Below are 22627 nucleotides of genomic sequence, written 5' to 3' on the forward strand. Positions count from 1 at the left end.
AGGTTGCCCCTAGCCGGGCCGGCACAAGATCGCCGCATGCCCACTGCATCGTCGATCACCGCCGCTTTGCTTCCCCAGCCGCAGGCGCTGACCCTGCTGCCCGGCGCCGGCCCGGCCGTCTCCGGCTTGCGCGGTCTGCGCCTTCTTCCTCCCGAGTTGCATGCGCTGCTGCCGGCCGATGACGGTGCCGCTGCCGCGCGGCTGGCGCTGCCCGAACTGGCGCCGCGCCTGCCGCAGCTGGGCGATGACGAGTCGTTCCGGCTGCGTGTGACGGCCGATGTCGTGCGCGTGCAGGCCGCCACGCCCGCCGGCGTGAGCCACGCGCTGCATGCGCTGTCGCAGCTGTGGCACGAGGCCCGCGCGGCCGGCCTGGCCGCGCTGCCGGCGCTGCAGATCGACGACGCGCCGCGCCACCCCTGGCGTGGCCTGCTGGTGGACGTGGCGCGCCGGCCGCTGCCTTTCGACGCGCTGCTGGGCCTGCTCGACGGCATGGCCGCCGCGCGCCTGAACGTGCTGCACTGGCACCTGACGGACGACCAGGCCTGGCGGCTGGAATCGGCCCGCCACCCGCGCCTGCACGAGCGCGCCAGCGGCGGGTTCTTCTACACGCTGGCACAGGCGCGCCGGCTGGTGGATGAGGCCGCCGCGCGCGGCATCCGCGTCGTGCCCGAGCTGGACCTGCCCGGCCACTGCTGGGCGCTGGGCCTGGCCTGCCCCGAGCTGCTGTGCGCACCGGCGCCTACCGCGCCGCAGCCCGCCTTCGGCGTGTTCGGCGTGGCGGTCAACCCGGAGAGCGACGCGCTCTACGCCTTCCTCGACAGCCTGCTGGGCGAGTGGGCCGAGGTCTTCCCCGACCCCTTCGTCCACCTCGGCGGCGACGAACTCGCTCCCGCCGCCTGGGCTCGCCTGGCCGAGCAGCGCGGCACCACGCTGGCCGCACTGCAGTCGGCCTACCTGGCCCGCGTGGGTGCCGTGCTGCGCGGCCACGGCCGGCGGCTGGTGGCGTGGGACGAGATGGGCCAGTCCACCGCGCTGCCGGCGGGCAGCCTGCTGCAGTGCTGGCGTGGCGACGAGGCCTTGCGCCTGGCGCCGCCGGGCCTGGCCGGGCGGCTGCGCAGCGCCGGCTTCTACCTGGACCAGATCCACCCCGCGGCCTACCACTGGCGCCGCCCGATGCGCGTGCCGGCCCGGCCTGCCGCGCCGTCTCCGCAAGCCGAGTGCTGGTCGCTGCGGGCCATGCTCGGCACCTGGCAGGTCGACGGCTGGCTGTGGCTGGATGGCGGCAGCGCGCGGCTGCACCTGCGCAGCACCGGCACGCTGGACGAATGGCTGGCACCGCGCCTGGTGCCCAGCGCGGGCTCGTGGCGGCTGCAGGTCGACAGCGACCTCGGCGAGCTGGAGCTGTGGGGCCCCGACGAGACCGGCCGCGGCTGGCTGCGCGTGAACGTAGGGCGCCAGCGCTGCGACTGGCAGCCGCTGCACGATGACACACCCGCCTGGCCGGCCGACGTTGGCGGCCGGGCCACGCCGCTGCTGGGCGGCGAGGCCGCGCTGTGGGGCGAGCTGGTGGAGGCGCCGCAGCTGCCGCTGCGGCTGTGGCCGCGCGCACTGGCCGTGGCCGAGCGGCTGTGGAGCGACCCTGCCGACGAGCAGGCGCTGACCGTGCGGCTGCAGGCTGCGAAGCACTGGCTGGTGGCCACCGGCCGCATCCCCGCCGACCCCGCCGCGCCGTTGTTCGACGCGCTGTGCCCCGACCCCGTCGCCCGCGCCAACCTGCGAGCGCTGGCGCAGTGGCTGGAGCCCGGCTCAGGCTACGCGCGCCAGCACGCCAAGAAGCTCGCGCAGGCCTACCACCAGGCCGAGCCGCTGGACCGCCTGGCCGATGCGCTGCCGGCCGAGAGCCCGCTGGTGGCGGCGTTGCGGCACGACGCATCCGCATGGCTGATCGCGCTGGCCGTGGCGCAGGAACAGTTGCCCGTCTGGCGCGCGTTGTTGGCAGCGCCCCGGCTCGCGCCCGCGCTGCCGCTGCTGGACACGCTGGCCGACCTGTTCGACCTGGGCCAGGCGCTGTGGGCCGGCTGCACGCCGCCCGACGCGCAGCAGCGCCTGCACGAAGGCGCCGCGCTGGTCGACGAGATGCTGCCCGCACTGGTGCAGCCGCTGCAGCACCGGCTGGACGCCCTGTCATGAACGACCGCCCCTCGTCCTGCCGCGCCCCGCTGAACGCGGGCGCGCCCGGCCGATCCCCCGAGGGGATGGCGATGCGTGCCGGATCGACCGGCTCGCACATCGCCTGCCGGGCCGGCTTGGGAGCGGCCCGGCGCTCGGCCCGAATGCTGCGCTGGCATGCCGTCGCGCTGCTGCTGGCCGGCAGCGCGCATGCCGCCGACCTGGAGCTGCTGCACGGCTGGACCGCCGGCAGCGAGGCCGCCATGGTGGGCGAGCTGAAGGCCGCCGCGCAGCGTGGCGGCGTGGACCTGAAGACGACGGCCGTGGCCGGTGCGTCCAACGCCAACACGCTGCTGAAGGCGCGCTTCCTGTCGGGCCACCCGCCGACCCTCGCGCAGACCGACAAGCCGCTGCGCATCTGGGCCGAGGCCGTGCCGCTGGCCGACCTGGGCGCCGACGTCAGCGCGCAGTTCGCCGCGCTGCCGCATGCGGTGGCCACCGAGCTGCGCGACGCGCGCCACAAGCCGGCCGCCGTGCCGCTGAACGTGCACCGCCTGAACACGCTGTGGAGCAACCAGCGCCTGCTGCGCGCCCACGGCCTGGCGGTGCCGCAGGACTGGGACGCGTTCCACCGCGCCGCCGCGCAGCTGCGCGAGGCCGGCCTGCTGCCGCTGGCCATCGGCAGCTCGGCGGGGCAGAAGCTCAGCCTGTTCGTCGCCGTCGTGCTGGGCCGCGCCGGGCGCGACTTCTTCGAGCGCGCCCTCGTGCAGGCCGACCCGGCACTGCTGGCGGGCGAGCGCATGCGCGCGCTGCTCGCCGAGTTCCGGTCGCTGAAGGCCTACACCGACGCCGGCCAGGTCAGCCGCGACTGGGCCGGCGCCACCGCGCTGCTGCTGCAGGGCCGCGCCGTGTTCCAGTTCACCGGCGACTGGGCCAACGGCGAGTTCCAGAAGGCCGGCTGGACGCCCGGCGTGGACTACGACTGCACGGCCGCGCCCGGCAACGGCGGCCTGCATTACTTCGAGTTCGATCGGCTCGTCTTCTTCGCGCAGCCGGCACGGCTGGGCGCGCAGCAGCGCCTGGCCGGGCTGCTGCTGCAGCCCGAGACGTCGACGAAGCTGGCGCGCCTGAAAGGTGGCATCCCGGTGCGGCGCGACGCCGACCTGGCGGGTTTCAACACCTGCGCGCAGCGGTCGGCGGCGGACTTCCGCGCCGGCGAGGCACGCGGCGAGCTGGTGCTGGCGCTGAGCGCGCGCCAGGGCGAGAGCGCCTATGGCGGCCTGCGCGACGCGCTGTCGGCCTACTGGGCCAGCGAGCGCATGACGGCCCAGCAGGCGCAGACGCGCCTGGCCCAGGCCCTGAGACAGCGAGACTGACCGTGAGCGAAAGACGCACCGCGCTGGCGTGCCTCATCCCCCTGCTGCTCATCGGCGCCGTGTTCTTCTACGGCTTCCTGCTGTGGACGGGCTGGCTGTCGCTGACGCGCTCCAACCTGCTGCCCAGCACCGAGTTCGTCGGCCTCAAGCAGTACGAGCGCCTGCTGCTGGACCCGCGCTGGCAGGCGGCGCTGTGGAACCTGCTGCGCTTCGGCGCCGGCTTCGTGGCGCTGCCGCTGCTGCTGGGCCTGGCACTCGCGCTGCTGCTGGACCAGAAGCTGCGCGGCGAGGGCCTGCTGCGCTGGGTGTGGCTGCACCCGATGGCGCTGTCCATGGTGGTCACCGGCAGCGCGTGGCGCTGGCTGATGGACCCGGAGCAAGGCCTCGCCGAGGCCGTGCGCGGCTGGGGTTGGACGAGCTTTCGCTGGGACTGGCTGGCGCAGGAGGACATGGCCGTCTACGCGCTGGTGGTGGCTGCCGTGTGGCAGATCACCGGCTTCGTCATGGCGCTGTTCCTGGCCGGGCTGCGCGGCATCGACGAGTCCATGCTGCAGGCCGCGCGGCTGGACGGCGCGACGGGCTGGCGGCTGCTGAGGCGCGTCATCCTGCCGCAGCTGGGCCCCAGCCTCGCGTCGGCGCTGCTGGTGCTGCTGCCGGCGGCCATCAAGACCTTCGACCTCGTCGTCGTGCTGACCGAGGGCGGCCCGGGGCAGTCCAGCGAGCTGCCGGCGTTCTACATGTTCCAGATGGCGTTCGAGCGCAGCCGGCTGGGCCTGGGCGCGGCCAGCGCGATGGTGCTGGTGATGATGGTGCTCAGCATTGCGCTGCCGTACGCGGTGGTGCGCTCGCGCCGCAAGGTGGCGGCATGAAGCGGCTGTGCCTGTACCTGCTGGCCGGGCTGGCCGCGGCGGTCATCGCGCTGCCGCTGCTGTTGATGCTGATGAACAGCTTCAAGGGCGTGGCCGAGGCACAGCAGGGCTTCCTCGCGCTGCCCCGCGACCCTGGCCTGGTCGCGTGGCGCGAGGCGTGGGAGAAGCTGTCGGGCAGCTTCGGCATCAGCCTGATGCTGGCCGTGCCGGCGGTGGGGCTGTCGGCGCTGCTGGCGGCGCTGAACGGCTTCGTGCTGTGCAAGGTCCGCTTCCGTGGCGAGCGCTGGGTGGGGCTGCTGCTGGTGCTGGCCTTCTTCCTGCCGATCAAGGTCTACCTGCTGCCGCTGGCCATCACGATGGCGCGGCTGGGGCTGGACCGCTCGCTCGCGCTGCTGATCGCCATCCACGTCATCTACAGCCTGCCGCTGGCGCTGTTCTTCCGCAACCACTTCCTGGCCTTCCCCGACGAGCTGCTGCAGGCCGCGCGGCTGGACGGCGCCGGGTTCTGGCGGCTGCTGTGGCGCGTGGTGCTGCCGCTGTCGCGGCCCATCTTCGTCGTCGTGCTGATCCTGCAGTTCACGACGATCTGGAACGAGTATTTGTTCGGCCTCGTCTTCGGGCCCGAGGACGCGCGGCCCATCACGGCGGCGCTGGCGCAGCTGAGCGCACAGACCGAGACCGGCGCGCGCGCCTACCCGCTGGAGATGGCCGCGGCACTGCTGGCGGCGGCGCCGACGTTGATCGTCTATCTGCTGGCCGGGCGGCATTTCACACGCGGCCTCGTGGCCGGCGCAGTCAAGGGTTGAAGATGAGCGAAGAAGACACGGGCCTGCGCATCACGGGCCTCACGCGCCGCGTGGGCCAGCAGACCATCCTGGACGACATCACGCTGCAGCTGGACGCCGGTGAGATGCTCATCCTCGTGGGCCCGTCGGGCTGCGGCAAGTCGTCGCTGCTGAACGCCATCGCCGGGCTGCAGCCGCACTGCAGCGGCGAGATCGCGCTGGACGGCCGGCGCATCGAGGCCTTGAGCCCGCGCGAGCGCGACATTGCGATGGTGTTCCAGAACTACGCGCTGTACCCGCACATGAGCGTGGCCGAGAACATCGGCTTCGGCCTGGAGATGCAGGGCTGGCCGCGCGCGAAACGCGAGGCCCGCGTGCAGGAGGTGGCGCGCCTGCTGCAGCTGCAGGCACTGCTGGCGCGCCGGCCCGCGCAGCTGTCGGGTGGCCAGCGCCAGCGCGTGGCGATGGGCCGGGCGCTGGCGCGGCAGCCGCGGCTGTTCCTGTTCGACGAGCCGCTGTCCAACCTCGACGCGCAGCTGCGCGCCGAGATGCGCAGCGAGATCAAGCTGCTGCACCAGCGCGTCGGCCGCAGCGCCGTCTACGTGACGCACGACCAGACCGAGGCCATGACGCTGGGCCAGCGCATCGCCGTGCTGAAGGCGGGCCGGCTGCAGCAGCTGGGCACGCCGCAGCAGGTCTACCAGCGGCCTGCCAACCTGTTCGTCGCGCAGTTCCTGGCCAGCCCGCCGATGAACCTGCTGCCCGCACGGCTGGAGCCCGAGGGTGAGTTCACGTTGACGTTGCAGGGCGCTGGCGCGATGAGCTGGCGGCCCGCGGCGCTGCCGCTGCCGCGCGAGCGCCTGCTGGGCCGGCCGCTGCTGCTGGGCTGGCGTGCCGAGTCGGTGCGCGTGGAAGAGGGCGGTGCCGCGCTGGCACTGCAGGCGCCGGTGCTGCTGGTGGAGCCCACCGGCGTCGACAGCCTCGTGCAGCTGCAGCTGGGCGAGCACCGGCTGCACTGGCGCTGCGCGGGCTGGCCGGCGCTGCAGGCGGGTGATGCGGTGACGCTGCGGCTGCCGGAGGCGGCGTTGTTGGTCTTCGACGCGGAGACCGGCGAGCGGCTCTAGCAGCCTTCGTACTTCCAGTTGCGCGACTTGCCTTCCGCGAGCCACGCCACGGCTTGCGCAATGCGCTTGGCGCGCGTGTCCTCGCGCTTGGCTTCCAGCACCCACGCCAGGTAGTCGCGCTGCTTGCCGGGCGGGAAGGTGTCGTAGGTCTGCTGCGCCGCCGGGACCTTGGCCAGCGCGGCGGCGAAGTCGTCGGGCATCGCCAGCTGGGCGCGCGGCGCGCGGTTGGGTTTCTGCGCGCGTGGTGCGCCGGCTTGCAGCAGCGCAGCGGCGGCCTTGATCTGGCGGCGCAGCTCGGCGCGCGGTGGCAGGTCAGCCAGCGTTTCGATGCGGCCGAAGTCGCCCATCGCGCCGCCCTTGCCCTCACCGGCGCCCTCGCGCTCCCAGAAGCCGAACGCGCAATGCGCCTTGAAGGCCGACATGCCGCACAGCAGCTTGCCGTCCAGCAGGAAGTGCGGCCGGCTCCACTTGATCGTCTCCACGACGTCGGGGCAGGCCGCGTGCACGTCCTCGCGCAGCCGCGTCAGGATGGGCAGCGCGAACGCCGGCACGGCGGCGAGGTAGGCGTCGATGCGTGGGTCCGTCGTGGCCATGCGGCCAGTCTAGACTTCCGGCCCTCGCCGTCTCCCTCGGACTGACCCTTGCGCGCCCCGCTGTTGTCCCTGCTGTTTGTCGCCGCTTCGGCCCAAGCCCAGCTGCCCTCGCTGACGCTGGAGCAGCTGCCCCGCCCCACGATGCCGCCCGGCGAGCGCGGCCCCGTCGTGCCGGCGCAGGTGGAGCGCTGGCGCCAGGAGGCCAAGGCGCTGGAGTACGGCGACGGCACGAAGCGCGACGAGGTGGCCGCCGCCAAGCTGTACTGCCGCGCCGCGCGCTACGGCGACGCCGAGGCGCAGTACAGCCTGGGCTGGATGCTGACGAACGCGCGAGGCATCCAGCGCAACGATGCCGAGGCGGCCCACATGTTCGCCGCCGCGGCCGAGCAGGGCATGGAGCAGGCGCAGAACATGCTGGACCGCATGGGCGGCACGCCGCTGGGCGACCCGCCGCCCTGCCTGCGCCCACCCGAGACCGACCCCGCGCCGGTGCTGCCGCCGCCCGTGGCGCAGCGCGGCGCCAAGCCGGTGTCGCTGTGGGCCACGCTGCCGTTGCCCGCGCAGGCGCCGCCGGCCATCGTCAACTACGTGAAGCTGGTGGCGCCGGAGTACCAGCTGTCGCCCGCGCTGGTGCTGGCCGTCATGGCGCAGGAGTCGGGCTTCGACCCGCTGGCCGAGTCGCCCAAGAAGGCGCAAGGCCTGATGCAGCTTATGCCCGACACGGCGGCGCGCTTCAACGTCATCCGGCTGCGCGACCCGTCGCAGAACATCCGCGGCGGCATGGCCTACCTGCGCTGGCTGCTGGCCTACTTCGAAGGCGACGTGATGCTGGCGCTGGCCGGCTACAACGCCGGCGAGCGTGCGGTGGACCGCTACCTCGGCGTGCCGCCCTATGCCGAGACGCGGCTGTACGTGCGCAAGATCATGGCGGCCGTGGGCGGCCAGCGGCTGCACCCGTTCGACGCCAAGGTCACCGGCACGTCGCCCATGCTGCAGCGCGTGAAGGCGCAGATGCAGGTCATCCAGGCGCGTTGACTTTCGGCACGGTGCGGGCCGCCGCCCAGAATCGGCCGCCATGCACAAGCCGCTCGCCGTCACGCTGCTCGCCCTGGCCGCCCACGCGCAGGCCAGCCCCGAACGCCATGCCCAGGCGCTGCTGGAAGCGCTGCGCGACGCCAGCGGTGTGCCGGGCATGTCCGCTGCCGTCTGGCAGGACGGCCGGCTGCGCTGGCAGGGCACCAGCGGCTGGCGCGACGTGGAGCACCAGCTGCCCGTGCAGGCCGACACGCGCTTCCGGCTGGCCAGCGTCTCCAAGCTGTTCGCGGCCACGGCCGCCGCCCAGCTGAAGGCCCAGGGCAAGCTGGACATCGACCAGCCCGTCGGCGCGCTGTTGCCCGAGCTGGACAAGACCTGGGCCGGGGCCACGCCGCGGCTGCTGGCCGCGCACCTGAGCGGCATGCCGCACTACGAATGGCGTGATGCGATGCGCGGCGGTACGCATTACGCAACGGCGCGCGAGTCGCTGGTGCAGCTGAAGGACCGCGAGCCCAAGTCGGCGCCGGGCACGGCCTATCTCTACTCGTCCTGGGGCTACACGCTGCTGGCCGCCGCGGCGGAGGCCGCCGCCGGCCAGTCCTACCTCACGCTGCTGCGCGAGCGTGTGGCGCCGGGGCTGGCCATCGGGCCGGACGAGACGGACCGCTCGGCCGCGATGTCGCGGGCCTACGAATACACCAAGGCCGGCGTGCAGCCCGCACCGGCGCACGACTACAGCTACAGCTGGGGCGGTGCCGGCCTGGCCGCCAGCGCGCCGGCGCTGGCCGAGTGGGGCGGGCGCGTGCTGCAGGGCCGCGTCGTCGACCCGGCCACGCGCGACTGGATGTGGCAGCCTGTGCTCGACAACGCCGGCCAGCCGGTGGGCGAGCGCGGCTTCCGCATGGGCTTTGGCTGGCGGCTGGACAGCGACGCCGACGGCCGGCGCACCGTTCACCACGCCGGCGTCACGCTGGGCGCACGCAGCGTGCTGCTGCTGTGGCCCGAGGCCGCCACCAGCGTCAGCCTGCTGTCCAACGCGATGTGGACCTCCGCCATCGAGCGCAGCGCCGAGTTGATGAGCGCGCCGTTCCGCCCGGCCGTGGCCGGCCTGGCGCCGCTGGCCTGCCCGCTGCAGGCCACGCGGTTCGACGGCGAGCTGAACGGTGCGCCGGTGCAGGGCACGGCGCGCTTTCGTCGCGATGCCGACGGCCGGTGCCGCGGCGAGCTGAGCCTGCCGGCCGCGCTGGCCCCGGTCGTCAACCCCGGGCCGCAGCCGGGCGCCGACAAGCTGGTGGTCGTCGGCCTGCAGGACGACCTGGCCCGCGCCGCGCTGGTGACGCCGATCGGCCTGGCCGACTGGCGTGCGCAGGCTGATGGCGGCGTGCGCGTGGACGTGGCGGGCCGGCGGCTGGTGCTGCGCTTCGCGGCGGACGCACGCGGCAGCTAGCCGAAGCTGGCCGCGAGGGCGCGCTACATGCTGCGCCGGTACTGCCCGCCCACCTCGAACAGCGCGCCGGTGATCTGGCCCAGCGAGCACACGCGCACGGCGTCCATCAGCACCTCGAACACGTTGCGGTTCTCGATGACGGCCTGCTGCAGCCGGGCCAACATGGCCGGTGCCTCGGCGGCGTGGCGGGCGTGGAAGTCGGCCAGGCGCGTCAGCTGCGACTGCTTCTCTTCGTCCGTCGAGCGCGCCAGCTCGATGTGCTCCGGCACCGGCTCGCCCTTGGGGTTGCGGAAGGTGTTGACGCCGATGATGGGGTACTCGCCGGTGTGCTTCAGCATCTCGTAGTGCATCGACTCTTCCTGGATGCGGCCGCGCTGGTAGCCGGTCTCCATCGCGCCCAGCACGCCGCCGCGTTCGCTGATGCGCTCGAATTCGGTCAGCACGGCCTCTTCCACCAGCTCGGTCAGCTCGTCGATGATGAAGGCGCCTTGTGACGGGTTCTCGTTCTTGGCCAGGCCCCACTCGCGGTTGATGATGAGCTGGATGGCCATCGCGCGGCGCACGCTGTCCTCGGTGGGCGTCGTGATCGCCTCGTCGAACGCATTGGTGTGCAGCGAGTTGCAGTTGTCGTAGATCGCGATCAGCGCCTGCAGCGTCGTGCGGATGTCGTTGAACGCGATCTCCTGCGCATGCAGGCTGCGGCCTGACGTCTGCACGTGGTACTTCAGCTTCTGGCTGCGCTCGTTGGCGCCGTAGCGGTCGCGCATGGCCACGGCCCAGATGCGGCGCGCCACGCGGCCCAGCACCGTGTACTCCGGGTCCATGCCGTTGCTGAAGAAGAACGACAGGTTGGGCGCGAAGTCGTCGATGTGCATGCCGCGCGCCAGATACGCCTCCACGAAGGTGAAGCCGTTGGACAGCGTCAGCGCCAGCTGGCTGATCGGGTTGGCCCCGGCCTCGGCGATGTGATAACCCGAGATGCTCACCGAGTAGAAGTTGCGCACGTTGTGGTGCACGAAGAACTCGGCGATGTCGCCCATGACCTTCAGCGAGAACTCGGTCGAGAAGATGCAGGTGTTCTGGCCCTGGTCCTCCTTCAGGATGTCGGCCTGCACGGTGCCCCGCACGTTGGCCAGCACCCAGTCCTTGATCTTGGCGGCTTCGTCCGCCGTGGGCTCGCGGCCGTTGTCGGCGCGGAACCTGGCGAGGTTCTGGTCCACCGCCGTGTTCATGAACATCGCAAGGATGGACGGCGCCGGGCCGTTGATGGTCATTGACACGCTGGTGCTCGGGTTGCACAGGTCGAAGCCGTCGTACAGCACCTTCATGTCGTCCAGCGTCGCGATGCTGACGCCGCTGTTGCCGACCTTGCCGTAGATGTCGGGCCGCGGCGCGGGGTCGGCGCCGTACAGCGTGACCGAGTCGAACGCGGTGGACAGGCGCTTGGCCGGCATGCCTTCGCTGACCAGCTTGAAACGGCGATTGGTGCGGAAGGCGTCGCCCTCGCCGGCGAACATGCGGGTCGGGTCTTCGCCCTCGCGCTTGAAGGCGAACACGCCGGCGGCGTAGGGGAAGCTGCCGGGCACGTTCTCCAGCATCAGCCACTTCAGCAGCTCGCCGTGGCATTCGTAGGTGGGCAGCACGACCTTGCGGATCTTGGTGCCCGACAGGCTTTGCGTGACCAGCGCCGTGCGAATCTCCTTGTCGCGGATCTTCACGACGTACTCGTCGCCGGCGTAGGCCTTGACCATGTCGGGCCATTGCGCCAGCAGCTGGCGGGCGTCGCCGTCGAGCTTCGCGCGGCGCTGCTCCGCCAGATCAGCCAACGCCGAGGTGCTGCCGTCCGCATGGCCGGCGGCCTGCAGCATCGCGCGGCTGGCTTCCAGCTGCTGCACTTCGCGGGCCAGCGCGGCCTGCTTGCGCGCGCGGGTCTTGTAGCTGCGCACGGTGTCGCTGATGTCGGCCAGGTAGCGCACGCGGCCCGGCGGCACGATGGGCGTCTGGTGCGTGCTGTGGCGCGTGCTGACTGCCGGCAGCCGGCCCTCGGTGAGCGGCAGCCCCAGCGCGCCCAGGCGCACCTTGAGCGCCTGGTACAGCGCCGTCACGCCGTCGTCGTTGAAACGGCTGGCCATGGTGCCGAACACGGGCATCGTGTCCGGCATCACCGTGAACGCCTCGCGGTTGCGCTGCACCTGCTTGCTGACGTCGCGCAGCGCGTCCAGCGAGCCCTTGCGGTCGAACTTGTTGATGGCCACGAACTCGGCGAAGTCCAGCATGTCGATCTTCTCGAGCTGGCTGGCCGCGCCGAATTCGGGCGTCATCACGTACATCGGCACGTCCACCAGCGGCACGATGGCCGCGTCGCCCTGGCCGATGCCGGAGGTCTCGACGATGACGAGGTCGAAGCCCGCCACCTTCGCCGCAGCGATGACGTCGGGCAGCGCCGGCGAGATCTCCGAGCCGAAGTCGCGCGTGGCGAGCGAGCGCATGAACACGCGCGAACCGTGGCTCCACGGGCTGATCGCGTTCATGCGGATGCGGTCGCCCAGCAGCGCGCCGCCGCTCTTGCGGCGCGACGGGTCGATGGAGATCAGCGCCACGCGGAGCTGGTCGCCCTGGTCCAGCCGCAGGCGGCGGATGAGTTCGTCCGTCAGGCTGGACTTGCCGGCGCCGCCGGTGCCGGTGATGCCCAGCACGGGCGTCTTGATGTTTTTGGCTTGTGCCCGCAGCGCGTCGACGATGGCACCGTCGGCCTTGCCGTTCTCCAGCGCCGTCAGCAGCTGGGCCAGCGAGCGCCAGGCGGCTTCCGAGTGACCAGTGATCGCATCCAGCGTCTTCGGCGCGTGGACGCTGAAGTCCTGGTCGGCCTTCATGACCATCTCGCCGATCATGCCTTGCAGGCCCATGCGCTGGCCGTCCTCGGGGCTGAAGATGCGCACGCCGTGCTCGGCCAGTTCGCGGATCTCGGCCGGCACGATGACGCCACCGCCGCCGCCGAACACCTGGATGTGCGCGCCACCGCGCTCCCTCAGCAACTGCACCATGTACTTGAAGTACTCGACGTGCCCGCCCTGGTAGGACGAGATGGCGATGCCTTGCGCATCCTCCTGCAGCGCCGCGGTGACGACTTCGTCCACCGAGCGGTTGTGCCCGAGGTGGATGACCTCGGCGCCCATGCCCTGCAGGATGCGCCGCATGATGTTGATGGCGGCGTCATGCCCGTCGAACAGGCTGGCGGCGGTGACGAAACGGACCTTGTGGGTCGGGCGGTACTCGGCCAATGCTTTGTGGTCAGCGGCGAGATCGGTCATGGCTGTCTCCTTGATCGTTGCCGGATTCTAGGCGGCTGATTGACGTTAACGTCAATTGAGCGTCTTCAACACCAGCGCCGATGATGCGGGCCGCGCCACATCCGGCGCGTCCACGGCACACGCATGAGCACCCCATCGCCCACCACGCCCGACCTGGGCACCGAACTGACCTGGCGCGGCATCGTGCTGGGCATCCTCATCACGCTGGTCTTCACGGCCGCGAACGTCTACTTCGGCCTGAAGGCCGGCCTGACGTTCGCGACGTCCATCCCGGCCGCCGTCATCGCGATGGCGCTGCTGCGCCGCGCGGCGGGCAACGCCATCGGCGAGACCAACATCGTGCAGACCATCGCGTCGTCCGCCGGCACGCTGTCGTCCATCATCTTCGTGCTGCCGGGCCTGGTCATGATCGGCTGGTGGACGGGCTTTCCGTACTGGATGTCGGCGTCGCTGTGCGCGTTGGGCGGCGTGCTGGGCGTCATGTACTCCATCCCGCTGCGCCGCGCGCTCGTCACGAACTCGCCGCTGCCCTACCCGGAAGGCGTGGCCTGCGCCGAGGTGCTCAAGGTCGGGCACGCCACCGACGCCGGCGACAGCAACCGCCGCGGCCTGGCGGCCATCGTCATGGGCGGTGTCGTGTCGGCGGGCTTCAGCGTCGTCGTCGCGACGCAGCTGTTCGCGGCCAACCTGGCGCAGTACTTCCGCCTGCCCGGTGAGAAGGGCGGGACCACGGGGTACGACCTGAACTTCAGCTTTGCGCTGCTGGCCGTGGGCCACCTCGTGGGGCTGTGGGTGGGCATCGCCATCCTCGTCGGCGCCTGCATCGCCTGGCTGGGCGGCGTGCCACTGCTGACGCAGGGCGTGGACGGCGCGGCCGAGGCCGTGGCGCTGTTCGCGTGGAGCAAGAAGGTGCGCTTCGTCGGCGCCGGTTGCATCGCCGTCGCGGCGATCTGGACGCTCGTCAAGCTGGCCCGGCCGGTCGTCACCGGCCTGCGCTCCGCCGCCCAGGCCGCACGCGTGCGCAAGGCCGGCCGGGCCGACACGCTGCCGCGCAACGAGCGCGACATCCCCCTGGGCACCGTGGGCCTCGTCACGCTGGCCTGCATGCTGCCCATCGGCGTCATGCTGTCCAGCTTCGCCGGCGCGGCGGGCCTGGGCGAGCAGCTGGGCCTGCTGGTCGTCGGCGGCCTCGTCTACATCCTGCTGATGAGCTTCTTCGTCGCCGCCGTCTGCGGCTACATGGCCGGCCTGATCGGCTCGTCCAACAGCCCGCTGTCGGGCGTGGGCATCCTCGTCGTCATCGGCGTGTCGCTGCTGCTGGCGCTCGTCGTGAAGCCGCTGCTGCCGGCGTCCACCGGCCAGGCGCTGGTGGCCTTCGCGCTGTTCGTCACGGCGGTCGTGTTCGCCGTCGCCACCATCTCCAACGACAACCTGCAGGACCTGAAGACCGGCCAGCTCGTCGACGCCACGCCGTGGCGGCAGCAGCTGGCGCTCATCATCGGCGTCGTCGCCGGTGCCATCGTCATCCCGCCGGTGCTGGACCTGCTGAACCAGGCCTACGGCTTCGCCGGCGCGCCGGGCGTCGACGAGAAGAAGGCGCTGGCCGCCCCGCAGGCCGCGCTGATCTCGGCACTGGCCCGCGGCGTCATCCAGGGCGACCTGGACTGGCAGCTCATCGGCGTCGGCGCAGCCATCGGCAGCGCCTGCATCGTCATCGACGAGTTGCTGAAGCGCGGCAGCGGCGGCAAGGCGCACCTGGCGCCGCTGGCCGTGGGCCTGGGCATCTACCTGCCGCTGAACAGCACGCTGACCATCGTCGTCGGCGCCGTGGCCGGCTGGCTGTTCGAGCGCGCCGCCGAGCGCCGCCGCGACCCCGAGGGGACGAAGCAGCTGGGCGTGCTGATGGCCTCCGGCCTCATCGTCGGCGAGAGCCTGCTGGGCGTGCTGCTCGCGGCCGTCGTCGTGTTCTCCGGCAACGGCGCGCCGCTGGCGCTGGTGGGCGAGGGCTTTGCGACGGCGGGGCAGGTGCTGGGGCTGCTGGCTTTCGCGGGTATCGGCGTGGGTCTGTATCGCTGGTTGCTCGGGCGCTAGCCGAAGTGGTGCCAGGCCATGAAGGCCAGCCATGCCAGAAAGCCGATGATCTGCCAATCTGAGAGCCTGCGTTCCGCAGGTGCTTCGTGCCGCAGAGGCTCGGTGGTCGCCAACTGCGTCTGCAGGGCTTGTGGCCCGCCGAGCCATTGCTCGATATGGGCCATGGGCGTGACGACATGCAGCCAATGTGGGTAGCGCCTGACGAGCATCTTCAGCAGCGGTAATTCGTCGCGCAGCAAGGTGGGTGATGGCGGGCTGGGATTCCGCAGCCGGCGCACGAGGCGGGTCGGGCGGTGACGCAGGTCGGGCGCTTGGCGGCAGAAAGCCTGCTCTTCGATGCAGGCCTCCCGCAGGACTACGCCGGCATCACCCAGCGCGCTCAATCGGCTGCGGTCCTCAGCCCAGCCGAAGGCGTTGCGTGCGGCTTCGAACAGGAATTCATGACCCGGCTGCCACCCACTCGCGAGCAGGTCGGCGACGCCGCGTTCGAACAGCACGCCCGCTTCGAGGCTGATCAGCCCCTGGCGCACGTGCTGCAGCGCGGAGGCGGCATCCGCAACACCGGCAACGCCGTCGTTCAGATGCCTGGTCAGGGTGCCCAACGCCGCGTCGGCCAGCGAGCCACTGTCGACGCGGTCCAGCGCGAGCGCGTCGAACGCTGATGGCGGTGCCGGTTGTGCAGGCGAGTCCGCCTGGCGCGCCGACGGCGTTCGACCTTGTGCGGCGCACAGGCACAGCTCGTAGGCCCGGCGCAGCGTCTGGAACGCATCGATGTCGCTGGCCGGGTCGATCTGCTTCAGCAGTCGCGCGTAGGCCTGCCGAACCGCGAAGGCATCGGCATCTGCCGCCACGCCCAGTTGCGCCGATGCGAGGCTCAGAGCGTCGTCACCCGTCGAAGCATTCAACTCTGCCCGCCCCCCAGTGTTCTGTGGTGGCGGATGCTAAGGCCGGATCTGGCGGACTCTCAGGTGCTCAATCCCAGCAGCGCCAGGCCGGCCTGCCAGCCCAGCATCAGCAGCGCGGCCGACGAGGCCAGCGCGCCGGCGCCCATCGTCAGCGAGGCCAGCATCAGCACGCCGTCGCGCGCGGCCAGCGCCACGCCGGCCAGCATCAGCGACACGGCCGGCAGCAGGTTGCCGAACGGGATGGGCAGGAAGATCAGCAGCGCCATGACCAGCGTCATCGGGCCCAGCCACCAGCGCGCCGACGGGCCCGCCAGCGCGGTGAGCCGCGGGCGCGTGACGCCGTGGACGAGGTCGTAGAAGCGCGCCAGCAGCGCGAGGCCGCGCGAGGCACCTTCGCGCGGTAGGCTCAGACGGCCCAGCCGCGCCGGCAGGTCGGCGTGGGGCGCCTGCCACCACAGCGTCAGGCCCAGCAGCGCCAGGCCGACGCTCAGCAGGCTGCCCACGCCCGGGATGGGCAGCAGGCAGGGCGCCGCCAGCAGCACCAGCAGGCTGGCCTGCCAGGCGCCGCCGTGCGCCTCGGCCAGCGCCGCCAGCGGCACGGGGCCTGGCGGCAGTTGGCCGGCGGTGTCGCGCAGGCGGGAGGCCAGGTCACGGATGTTCATGCCACGAACTCCGGGTCGAGCGCAGGGCCGCTCCCAAGCCGGCCCGTCCGGCGATGTGCACGCGGCTCGATGCCGCGTGCATCGCCGTCCCCACGGGGGACCGGCTGGATTCGCCCGCGTTCAGCAAGGCGAGGCCGGACGAGGGGCATCAGTCGTTCGAGCTGCCGTAGCCGAACAGGCTGAGCAGGCTGGTGAACAGGTTGAAGATCGAGACGAACAGGCTGACCGTGGCCAGCACGTAGTTGCTCTCGCCGCCGTTCACGATCTGCTGGGTCTCGTACAGGATCAGGCCGGCCGACAGCAGGGCGACGACGGCGGAGACCGTCAGCGCCAGCGCGGGGATCTGGAAGAACACCGCGGCCAGGCCGGCCAGCAGCGCGACGATCATGCCGGCGAACAGGAAGCCGCCCATCCACGACAGGTCACGCTTGGTGGTCGTCGCGTAGGCCGACAGCGCCAGGAACACGGCGCCGGTGGCACCGAGCGCCAGCATGACGGCCTGGCCGCCCGACGGCAGCGCCAGCGTGCGCGTCAGCAGCGGGCCCAGCGTCCAGCCCATGAAGCCGGTCAGCGCGAACACCAGGCCCACGGCGGCGCCGCTGTTCTTCAGCTTGTGGATGCCGAACAGCAGGCCGAAATAGACGACCAGTGTCAGGATCAGGCCGGGTGCAGGCAGGCTGAACGCCACGGCGGCGCCGGCCACGGCGGCGCTGAACAGCAGCGTCATGGACAGCAGCGCGTAGGTGTTGCGCAGCACGCGGTGTGCGGTGCCGCGGTCGAGGGCCGTCCCGTAGGGCACGGCAAGGGCGGTGGGGCGGGTTTGCATGGCAGACCTCCAGTGAGAGAAAGACGGCTGCAGGGTAGGCAGGTCAGTCATCAAATAAAAGCAGAGAATGGCGAAGAATTTCTTCTGCATAACTTGATGGGTTGCCGCCAATGAGCATGAGCTTCAACTACCGCCATCTCTACTACTTCTGGGCCGTCGCCAAGGAGGGCGGGCTGACGCGGGCGGCCGAACGGCTGGGGTTGTCGGTGCAGACCGTGTCCACGCAGGTGCGCGAGCTGGAGCAGTCGCTGGGGGCGGCGCTCTTGAAGCCGGCCGGCCGCGGGCTGACGCTGACCGATGCGGGGCAGGCGGCGCTGGAGGTGTCGGAGCAGATCTTCTCGCTGGGCGAGACGCTGCCCGAGCGCGTGCGCGATGCGTCGACGGCGCCGGCGGTGCGGCTGGCGGTCGGCATTTCCGACGGGCTGCCCAAGCTGGTCGTGCAGCGGCTGCTGCAGCCCATCATCGACACGCCGCACCTGCGCCTGCTGTGCCACGAGGACGAGTTCGACGACCTGCTGGGCGACCTGGCGCTGCACCGGCTGGACGTGGTGCTGGCCGACCGCCCGGCGCCGCCCAACCCCAACCTGCGGGTCTACAGCCATGCGCTGGGCAGCTCGCCGATGGCGTGGTTCGCGGCGCCGCGCTGGGCCGAGGCGGCGGCGCGCAACTTCCCCGCGTCGCTGGCCGATGTGCCGCTGCTGCTGCCCACCGACCATGCCGCCGTGCGCGTGCGGCTGGACCACTGGCTGGAGCGCCACGGCGTGCGCGCCAAGGTGGCTGGCGAGTTCGAGGACAGCGCGCTGCTGGCCACGTTCGGTGCCGCGGGCATGGGCGTGTTCCCGGCGGCGGCGGTCATGAGCGACAAGCTGGTGCAGCGCGACGGCCTGGTACGCGTGGGCGACTGCGCCGGCGTGGAGGAGGCCTTCTACGCGGTGGGAACCGACAAGAAGATCGTCCACCCGCTGGTCAGCCGTCTGCTTCCGCAGCCGGCGGACGCGACCGGTTGAGCTGCTTTGCTACAGTTGACGTTAACGTCAATTAAACCGCCCGACGGGCCTGGCACAACCGGGCGCCGGACGGGCAGCACTGGAGACTGACCCATGAATCTGCCCGGCCTGAACTTCCAACTCGGCGAAGACATCGACGCGCTGCGCGACGCGGTGCGCGCGTTTGCCGACGAGGAGATCGCGCCCCGCGCGGCCGAGATCGACCGCAGCGACCAGTTCCCGATGGACCTGTGGCGCAAGATGGGCGACCTGGGCGTGCTGGGCATCACCGTGCCGGAGGAATACGGCGGCGCCAACATGGGCTACCTGGCCCACATGGTGGCGATGGAGGAGATCAGCCGGGCCAGCGCGTCGGTGGGCCTGTCCTACGGCGCGCACAGCAACCTGTGCGTGAACCAGATCAAGCGCAACGGCAACGATGCGCAGCGCGCCAAGTACCTGCCCAAGCTCATCAGCGGCGAGCATGTCGGCGCGCTGGCGATGAGCGAGCCGGGCGCCGGCTCCGACGTCCTCTCCATGAAGCTGCGCGCCGAGGACAAGGGCGGCGTCTACGTGCTCAACGGCAGCAAGATGTGGATCACCAACGGCCCCGATGCCGACACGCTGGTGGTCTACGCCAAGACCGAGCCCGAACTGGGCGCGCGCGGCGTGACGGCCTTCCTCATCGAGAAGGGCATGAAGGGCTTCAGCATCGCGCAGAAGCTCGACAAGCTGGGCATGCGCGGCAGCCACACCGGCGAGCTGGTGTTCCAGAACGTCGAGGTGCCGGCCGAGAACGTGCTGGGCGCCGTGAACGGCGGCGCGAAGGTGCTGATGTCGGGCCTGGATTACGAGCGCGCCGTGCTGACCGGCGGGCCGCTCGGGATCATGCAGAGCGTGATGGACAACGTGATCCCGTACATCCACGACCGCAAGCAGTTCGGCCAGAGCATCGGCGAGTTCCAGCTCATCCAGGGCAAGGTGGCCGACATGTACACCGTGCTGCAGGCCGCGCGCAGCTTTGCCTACACGGTGGCCAAGAACCTCGACATGCTGGGCGCTGAGCACGTGCGCCAGGTGCGCAAGGACTGCGCCAGCGTCATCCTGTGGACGGCCGAGAAGGCCACGTGGATGGCCGGCGAAGGCGTGCAGATCTTCGGCGGCAACGGCTACATCAACGAGTACCCGCTGGGCCGGCTGTGGCGTGACGCGAAGCTCTACGAAATCGGCGCGGGCACGAGCGAGATCCGGCGCATGTTGATTGGCCGCGAGCTGTTTGCGGAGACGATGTAACTCCTGGCTGAGAAAATGCCCGGATGACGAACGCATCCAACCACGAACTCCAGGACCTGCTCGACAACAACAAGCGCTGGGCCGCGGAGACCGAGTCGCGCGAGCCCGGCTTCTTCTCGCGGCTGCTGAAGCAGCAGACGCCGCAGTACCTGTGGATTGGCTGCGCCGACAGCCGCGTGCCGGCCAACGAGCTGGTGGACCTGCTGCCGGGCGAGCTGTTCGTGCACCGCAACGTCGCCAACGTCGTCGTGCACTCCGACCTGAACGCGCTGTCGGTCATGCAGTTCGCGGTGGACCACCTGAAGGTCAAGCACATCATCGTTGTCGGCCACAGCAACTGCGGTGGCGTGAAGGCGGCGCTGTACGACCTGCGCGTGGGCCTGGTGGAAAACTGGATCCGCCACGTGCAGGACGTGCGCCACATGCACAGCGAGTGGCTCTACACGGTGCCCGAGGCGCAGCGCGTGGATGCGCTGTGCGAGCTGAACGTGCTGGAGCAGGCGCGCAACGCCTGCCACACCACCGTCGTGCAGGACGCCTGGGCGCGCGGCCAGGAGGTCGTCGTGCATGGCTGGGTCTACGGCCTGCACAACGGCCTGCTGGAAGACCTGGCGCTGACGGCGGGCCGCGCCGACGACGTCGACCCGGCCTACCGGCGCGCGCTGGCCAACGTCAAGGCGCGCTACGCCACGCCGGCCTGAGTAGAGTCGGGCGCGTGTTCCCCACGCAGCTCACCGACACCCGCGCGTTCGACATCGCCCAGGCGCTGCTGGGCGGGTTCGACCACCACTACCGGCTGTTCCGCGCCACGTCGCGCGAGGCCAAGGCCCGCTTCGAGCGCGGCGACTGGGCCGGCCAGCAGCAGGCGCAGGCGCTGCGCATCGCGTTCTACGACACCCGCGTCGCCGAGACGGTGGCGCTGCTGGCCCAGCGCTTCGCGGCCGCCACGCTGGCGCCGGACGTCTGGCAGCATGTCAAGCTGCACTACATCGGGCTGCTGACCGACCACCACCAGCCCGAGCTGGCCGAGACCTTCTTCAACTCGGTGTGCACGCGGCTGCTGCACCACGCCTACTTCCGCAACGACTTCATCTTCGTGCGGCCGGCCATCTCCACCGAGCACATCGAGAACGACGAGCCCGGCGCGCGGCCCACCTACCGCGCTTACTACCCGACGCCCGACACGTTGAGCGACACCCTGCAGCGCGTCATCACTAACTTCCAGCTGCACGGCGAGTTCGTCGACCTGCTCCGCGACGCCGAGCGCGTGCTGGCGGCCGTGCTGGCGCAGTTGGGCGAGTTCCGCTGGCGGGCCAACTTCCAGCTGCAGGTGCTGTCCAGCCTGTTCTTCCGCAACAAGGGCGCCTACGTCGTCGGCCGGCTCATCAACGGCTTCACCGAAACGCCTTTCGCGCTGCCCATCCTGCGCCGCGACGACGGCCGCTTCTTCATTGACACGGCGCTGTTCGGCGAGGACGACCTGCTGGGCCTGTTCAGCTTCGCGCGCGCCTACTTCCTCGTCGACATGGAGGTGCCCAGCGCCTATGTCGCCTTCCTGCGCGCGCTGATGCCGCGCAAGCCGCGCTCCGAGATCTACGCGGCGCTGGGCCTGCAGAAGCAGGGCAAGGCGCTGTTCTACCGCGACTTCCTCGCCCACCTGCGGCATTCGTCGGACAAGTTCCGCATCGCGCCCGGCATCAAGGGCATGGTGATGCTGGTGTTCGACCTGCCCAGCTATCCCTTCGTCTTCAAGGTCATCAAGGACTTCTTCCCGCCGCCCAAGGACACCACCCGCGAGCAGGTGCAGGCCAAGTACCGCCTCGTGAAGGCGCACGACCGCGTGGGCCGCATGGCCGACACGCTGGAGTACACGCGCGTGGCCTTCCCGCGCCAGCGCTTCGGCGACGAGCTGCTGGCCGAGCTGCGGCACTTCTGCCCCAGCCTGCTGGAGGAGAGCGGCGACGACCTCGTCATCCGCCACGTCTACATCGAGCGCCGCATGGTGCCGCTCAACCTCTACCTGCAGGAGGCCACGCCGGCGCAGGTGGAGCGCGTCGTCGTCGAGTACGGCAACGCGATCAAGGACCTGGTGGCCGCCAACATCTTCCCCGGCGACATGCTGTGGAAGAACTTCGGCGTGACCCGCCACGGCAAGGTCGTGTTCTACGACTACGACGAGATCGAGTACCTCACCGACTGCTGCTTCCGCCGCGTGCCCGCACCGAGGAACGAGGAAGAGGAGATGTCCGGCGAAGTCTGGTGGCCGGTCGCGCCGCGCGATGTGTTCCCCGAGACCTTCGCGCCCTTCCTGCTCGGCAACCCGCAGGTCCGCGACGCCTTCATGCGCCACCACGCCGACCTGCTGGACGCCGGCTACTGGCAGGCGCAGCAGCAGCGCATCCGCGCGGGGCACGTGCATGACGTGTTCCCGTACGACCCGGCGCGGCGCTTCTCGCGAGCGCCGTAAGCGGCGCCGTCCGACACGCGGCCCGCGGGCCGGCCAACAGAATGGCCGCCGAACCGTCAGCTCGGGAGCCGCCATGATCTTCGACGCCATCCGCGAAAGCCACGACCTGCAGCGCGACCTGTGCCGCAAGCTCACCGCGTCGCGCAGCGACATGGCGGCGCGGCAGCTGCTCTTCCTGCAGCTCAAGGTCGAACTGATGGCGCACGCGGCCGCCGAGGAGCGCCACCTCTACGTGCCGCTGCTGATGGAGGACGGCGGGCTGGACGCGTCGCGCCACGCGTTGCACGAGCACCACCAGGTGGACGAACTGCTGGAGGACCTGTCGGTGCCCGACAAGCAGCAGGACGGCTGGATCGCCACGGCCAAGCTGCTGAGCTTCAAGGTGCGCCACCACCTGAAGGAAGAAGAGTCCAAGTTCTTCCACGTCGCCGGCCGGCTGCTGTCCGACGCGAAGAAGACGCAGCTTGCCGGCAAGTACAAGCGCGAGATCGTGCGCATGCGCAAGCACTACGCGGCGGAGTTCCAGACCGTGGCCGTGTCCGAGGCGACCGGCCTGGTGAAGCCGGCTAGGCCGGCGGCTGACAAGCCCGCCACGCGGGGCAACGCCGATGCCGGCGCGCAGCTGCGCGGCAAGAGCAAACCGCGGCGCACGCGCTGAAGGCGCTGAACTTGCGTCCGGGCGCGTGGC

Annotated in this window: 18 protein-coding genes; 13 read left to right on the forward strand and 5 right to left on the reverse strand. The window is 71.1% G+C overall.

From position 1 onward, the window contains the following. Positions 1–36 precede the first annotated feature (36 nt). The 5 genes from AC1Q7O_RS10315 to AC1Q7O_RS10335 are packed head-to-tail and all read left to right on the forward strand — an operon-like array spanning position 37 to position 6323. Positions 37–2190: a family 20 glycosylhydrolase gene (locus tag AC1Q7O_RS10315; protein ID WP_492661518.1), complete on the forward strand. Its 2154-nt coding sequence runs from the start codon at positions 37–39 to the stop codon at positions 2188–2190. Next, complete coding sequence (locus AC1Q7O_RS10320) at positions 2187–3545, forward strand: ABC transporter substrate-binding protein (protein ID WP_492661517.1); 1359 nt, start codon at positions 2187–2189, stop codon at positions 3543–3545. The genes AC1Q7O_RS10315 and AC1Q7O_RS10320 overlap by 4 nt, the downstream gene beginning before the upstream one ends. A gap of 2 nt (positions 3546–3547) precedes the next feature. After that, the gene (locus tag AC1Q7O_RS10325) at positions 3548–4414 is read left to right on the forward strand and encodes a carbohydrate ABC transporter permease (protein WP_492661516.1); all 867 of its coding nucleotides are present in this window, start codon (positions 3548–3550) and stop codon (positions 4412–4414) included. Then, positions 4411–5220: a carbohydrate ABC transporter permease gene (locus AC1Q7O_RS10330; protein ID WP_492661515.1), complete on the forward strand. Its 810-nt coding sequence runs from the start codon at positions 4411–4413 to the stop codon at positions 5218–5220. Before AC1Q7O_RS10325 ends, AC1Q7O_RS10330 begins: the two co-directional genes overlap by 4 nt. A gap of 2 nt (positions 5221–5222) precedes the next feature. Then, positions 5223–6323 (forward strand): ABC transporter ATP-binding protein, encoded by a 1101-nt coding sequence (locus AC1Q7O_RS10335; protein WP_492661514.1) that lies wholly within the window; start codon positions 5223–5225, stop codon positions 6321–6323. On the opposite strand, the gene AC1Q7O_RS10340 is transcribed toward AC1Q7O_RS10335, so the two are convergent. Then, positions 6320–6916: a YdeI/OmpD-associated family protein gene (locus tag AC1Q7O_RS10340; RefSeq protein WP_492661513.1), complete on the reverse strand. Its 597-nt coding sequence runs from the start codon at positions 6914–6916 to the stop codon at positions 6320–6322. The genes AC1Q7O_RS10335 and AC1Q7O_RS10340 overlap by 4 nt on opposite strands. 48 nt (positions 6917–6964) lie before the next feature. On the opposite strand from AC1Q7O_RS10340, the gene AC1Q7O_RS10345 reads away from it, so the two are divergent. Beyond that, a complete protein-coding gene (locus AC1Q7O_RS10345) occupies positions 6965–7951 on the forward strand; it encodes a lytic transglycosylase domain-containing protein (RefSeq protein WP_492662692.1) in 987 nt (328 codons plus the stop codon). A 40-nt stretch (positions 7952–7991) separates the two neighbouring features. Beyond that, positions 7992–9398, forward strand: a complete 1407-nt coding sequence (locus AC1Q7O_RS10350) for a serine hydrolase domain-containing protein (protein WP_492661511.1) — start codon at positions 7992–7994, stop codon at positions 9396–9398. A 23-nt stretch (positions 9399–9421) separates the two neighbouring features. Here AC1Q7O_RS10350 and icmF read toward each other — a convergent pair whose 3' ends face one another. Further along, positions 9422–12709, reverse strand: coding sequence for a fused isobutyryl-CoA mutase/GTPase IcmF (gene icmF, locus AC1Q7O_RS10355; protein WP_492661510.1), 3288 nt, complete (start codon positions 12707–12709; stop codon positions 9422–9424). Positions 12710–12832: 123 nt separating this feature from the next. On the opposite strand from icmF, the gene AC1Q7O_RS10360 reads away from it, so the two are divergent. Then, positions 12833–14800, forward strand: coding sequence for an OPT family oligopeptide transporter (locus tag AC1Q7O_RS10360; RefSeq protein ID WP_492661509.1), 1968 nt, complete (start codon positions 12833–12835; stop codon positions 14798–14800). On the opposite strand, the gene AC1Q7O_RS10365 is transcribed toward AC1Q7O_RS10360, so the two are convergent. The 3 genes from AC1Q7O_RS10365 to AC1Q7O_RS10375 form a co-directional block, all read right to left on the reverse strand. Beyond that, positions 14797–15705, reverse strand: a complete 909-nt coding sequence (locus tag AC1Q7O_RS10365) for a hypothetical protein (protein ID WP_492661508.1) — start codon at positions 15703–15705, stop codon at positions 14797–14799. The genes AC1Q7O_RS10360 and AC1Q7O_RS10365 overlap by 4 nt on opposite strands. Before the next feature lie 59 nt (positions 15706–15764). After that, a complete protein-coding gene (locus tag AC1Q7O_RS10370) occupies positions 15765–16367 on the reverse strand; it encodes an exopolysaccharide biosynthesis protein (protein WP_492661507.1) in 603 nt (200 codons plus the stop codon). A 148-nt stretch (positions 16368–16515) separates the two neighbouring features. Then, the gene (locus AC1Q7O_RS10375; protein WP_492661506.1) at positions 16516–17193 is read right to left on the reverse strand and encodes a Bax inhibitor-1/YccA family protein; all 678 of its coding nucleotides are present in this window, start codon (positions 17191–17193) and stop codon (positions 16516–16518) included. 110 nt (positions 17194–17303) lie between these two features. Between AC1Q7O_RS10375 and AC1Q7O_RS10380 the strand changes: the two genes are divergently transcribed. The 5 genes from AC1Q7O_RS10380 (at position 17304) to AC1Q7O_RS10400 (ending at position 22597) form a co-directional block, all read left to right on the forward strand. Further along, a complete protein-coding gene (locus AC1Q7O_RS10380) occupies positions 17304–18200 on the forward strand; it encodes a LysR family transcriptional regulator (protein ID WP_492661505.1) in 897 nt (298 codons plus the stop codon). A 93-nt stretch (positions 18201–18293) separates the two neighbouring features. Next, positions 18294–19472 carry an isovaleryl-CoA dehydrogenase gene (locus tag AC1Q7O_RS10385; protein ID WP_492661504.1) on the forward strand — a complete coding sequence of 393 codons (1179 nt, stop codon included), beginning with the start codon at positions 18294–18296 and terminating at the stop codon, positions 19470–19472. 23 nt (positions 19473–19495) lie between these two features. Then, the gene (gene can / locus AC1Q7O_RS10390; RefSeq protein ID WP_492661503.1) at positions 19496–20173 is read left to right on the forward strand and encodes a carbonate dehydratase; all 678 of its coding nucleotides are present in this window, start codon (positions 19496–19498) and stop codon (positions 20171–20173) included. 14 nt (positions 20174–20187) lie between these two features. Next, positions 20188–21939 carry a bifunctional isocitrate dehydrogenase kinase/phosphatase gene (aceK, locus tag AC1Q7O_RS10395; RefSeq protein WP_492661502.1) on the forward strand — a complete coding sequence of 584 codons (1752 nt, stop codon included), beginning with the start codon at positions 20188–20190 and terminating at the stop codon, positions 21937–21939. 73 nt (positions 21940–22012) lie between these two features. Then, complete coding sequence (locus AC1Q7O_RS10400) at positions 22013–22597, forward strand: hemerythrin domain-containing protein (protein WP_492661501.1); 585 nt, start codon at positions 22013–22015, stop codon at positions 22595–22597. Positions 22598–22627 lie beyond the last annotated feature (30 nt).

Source organism: Roseateles sp. GW823-FHT07B05 (genome assembly GCF_058794515.1).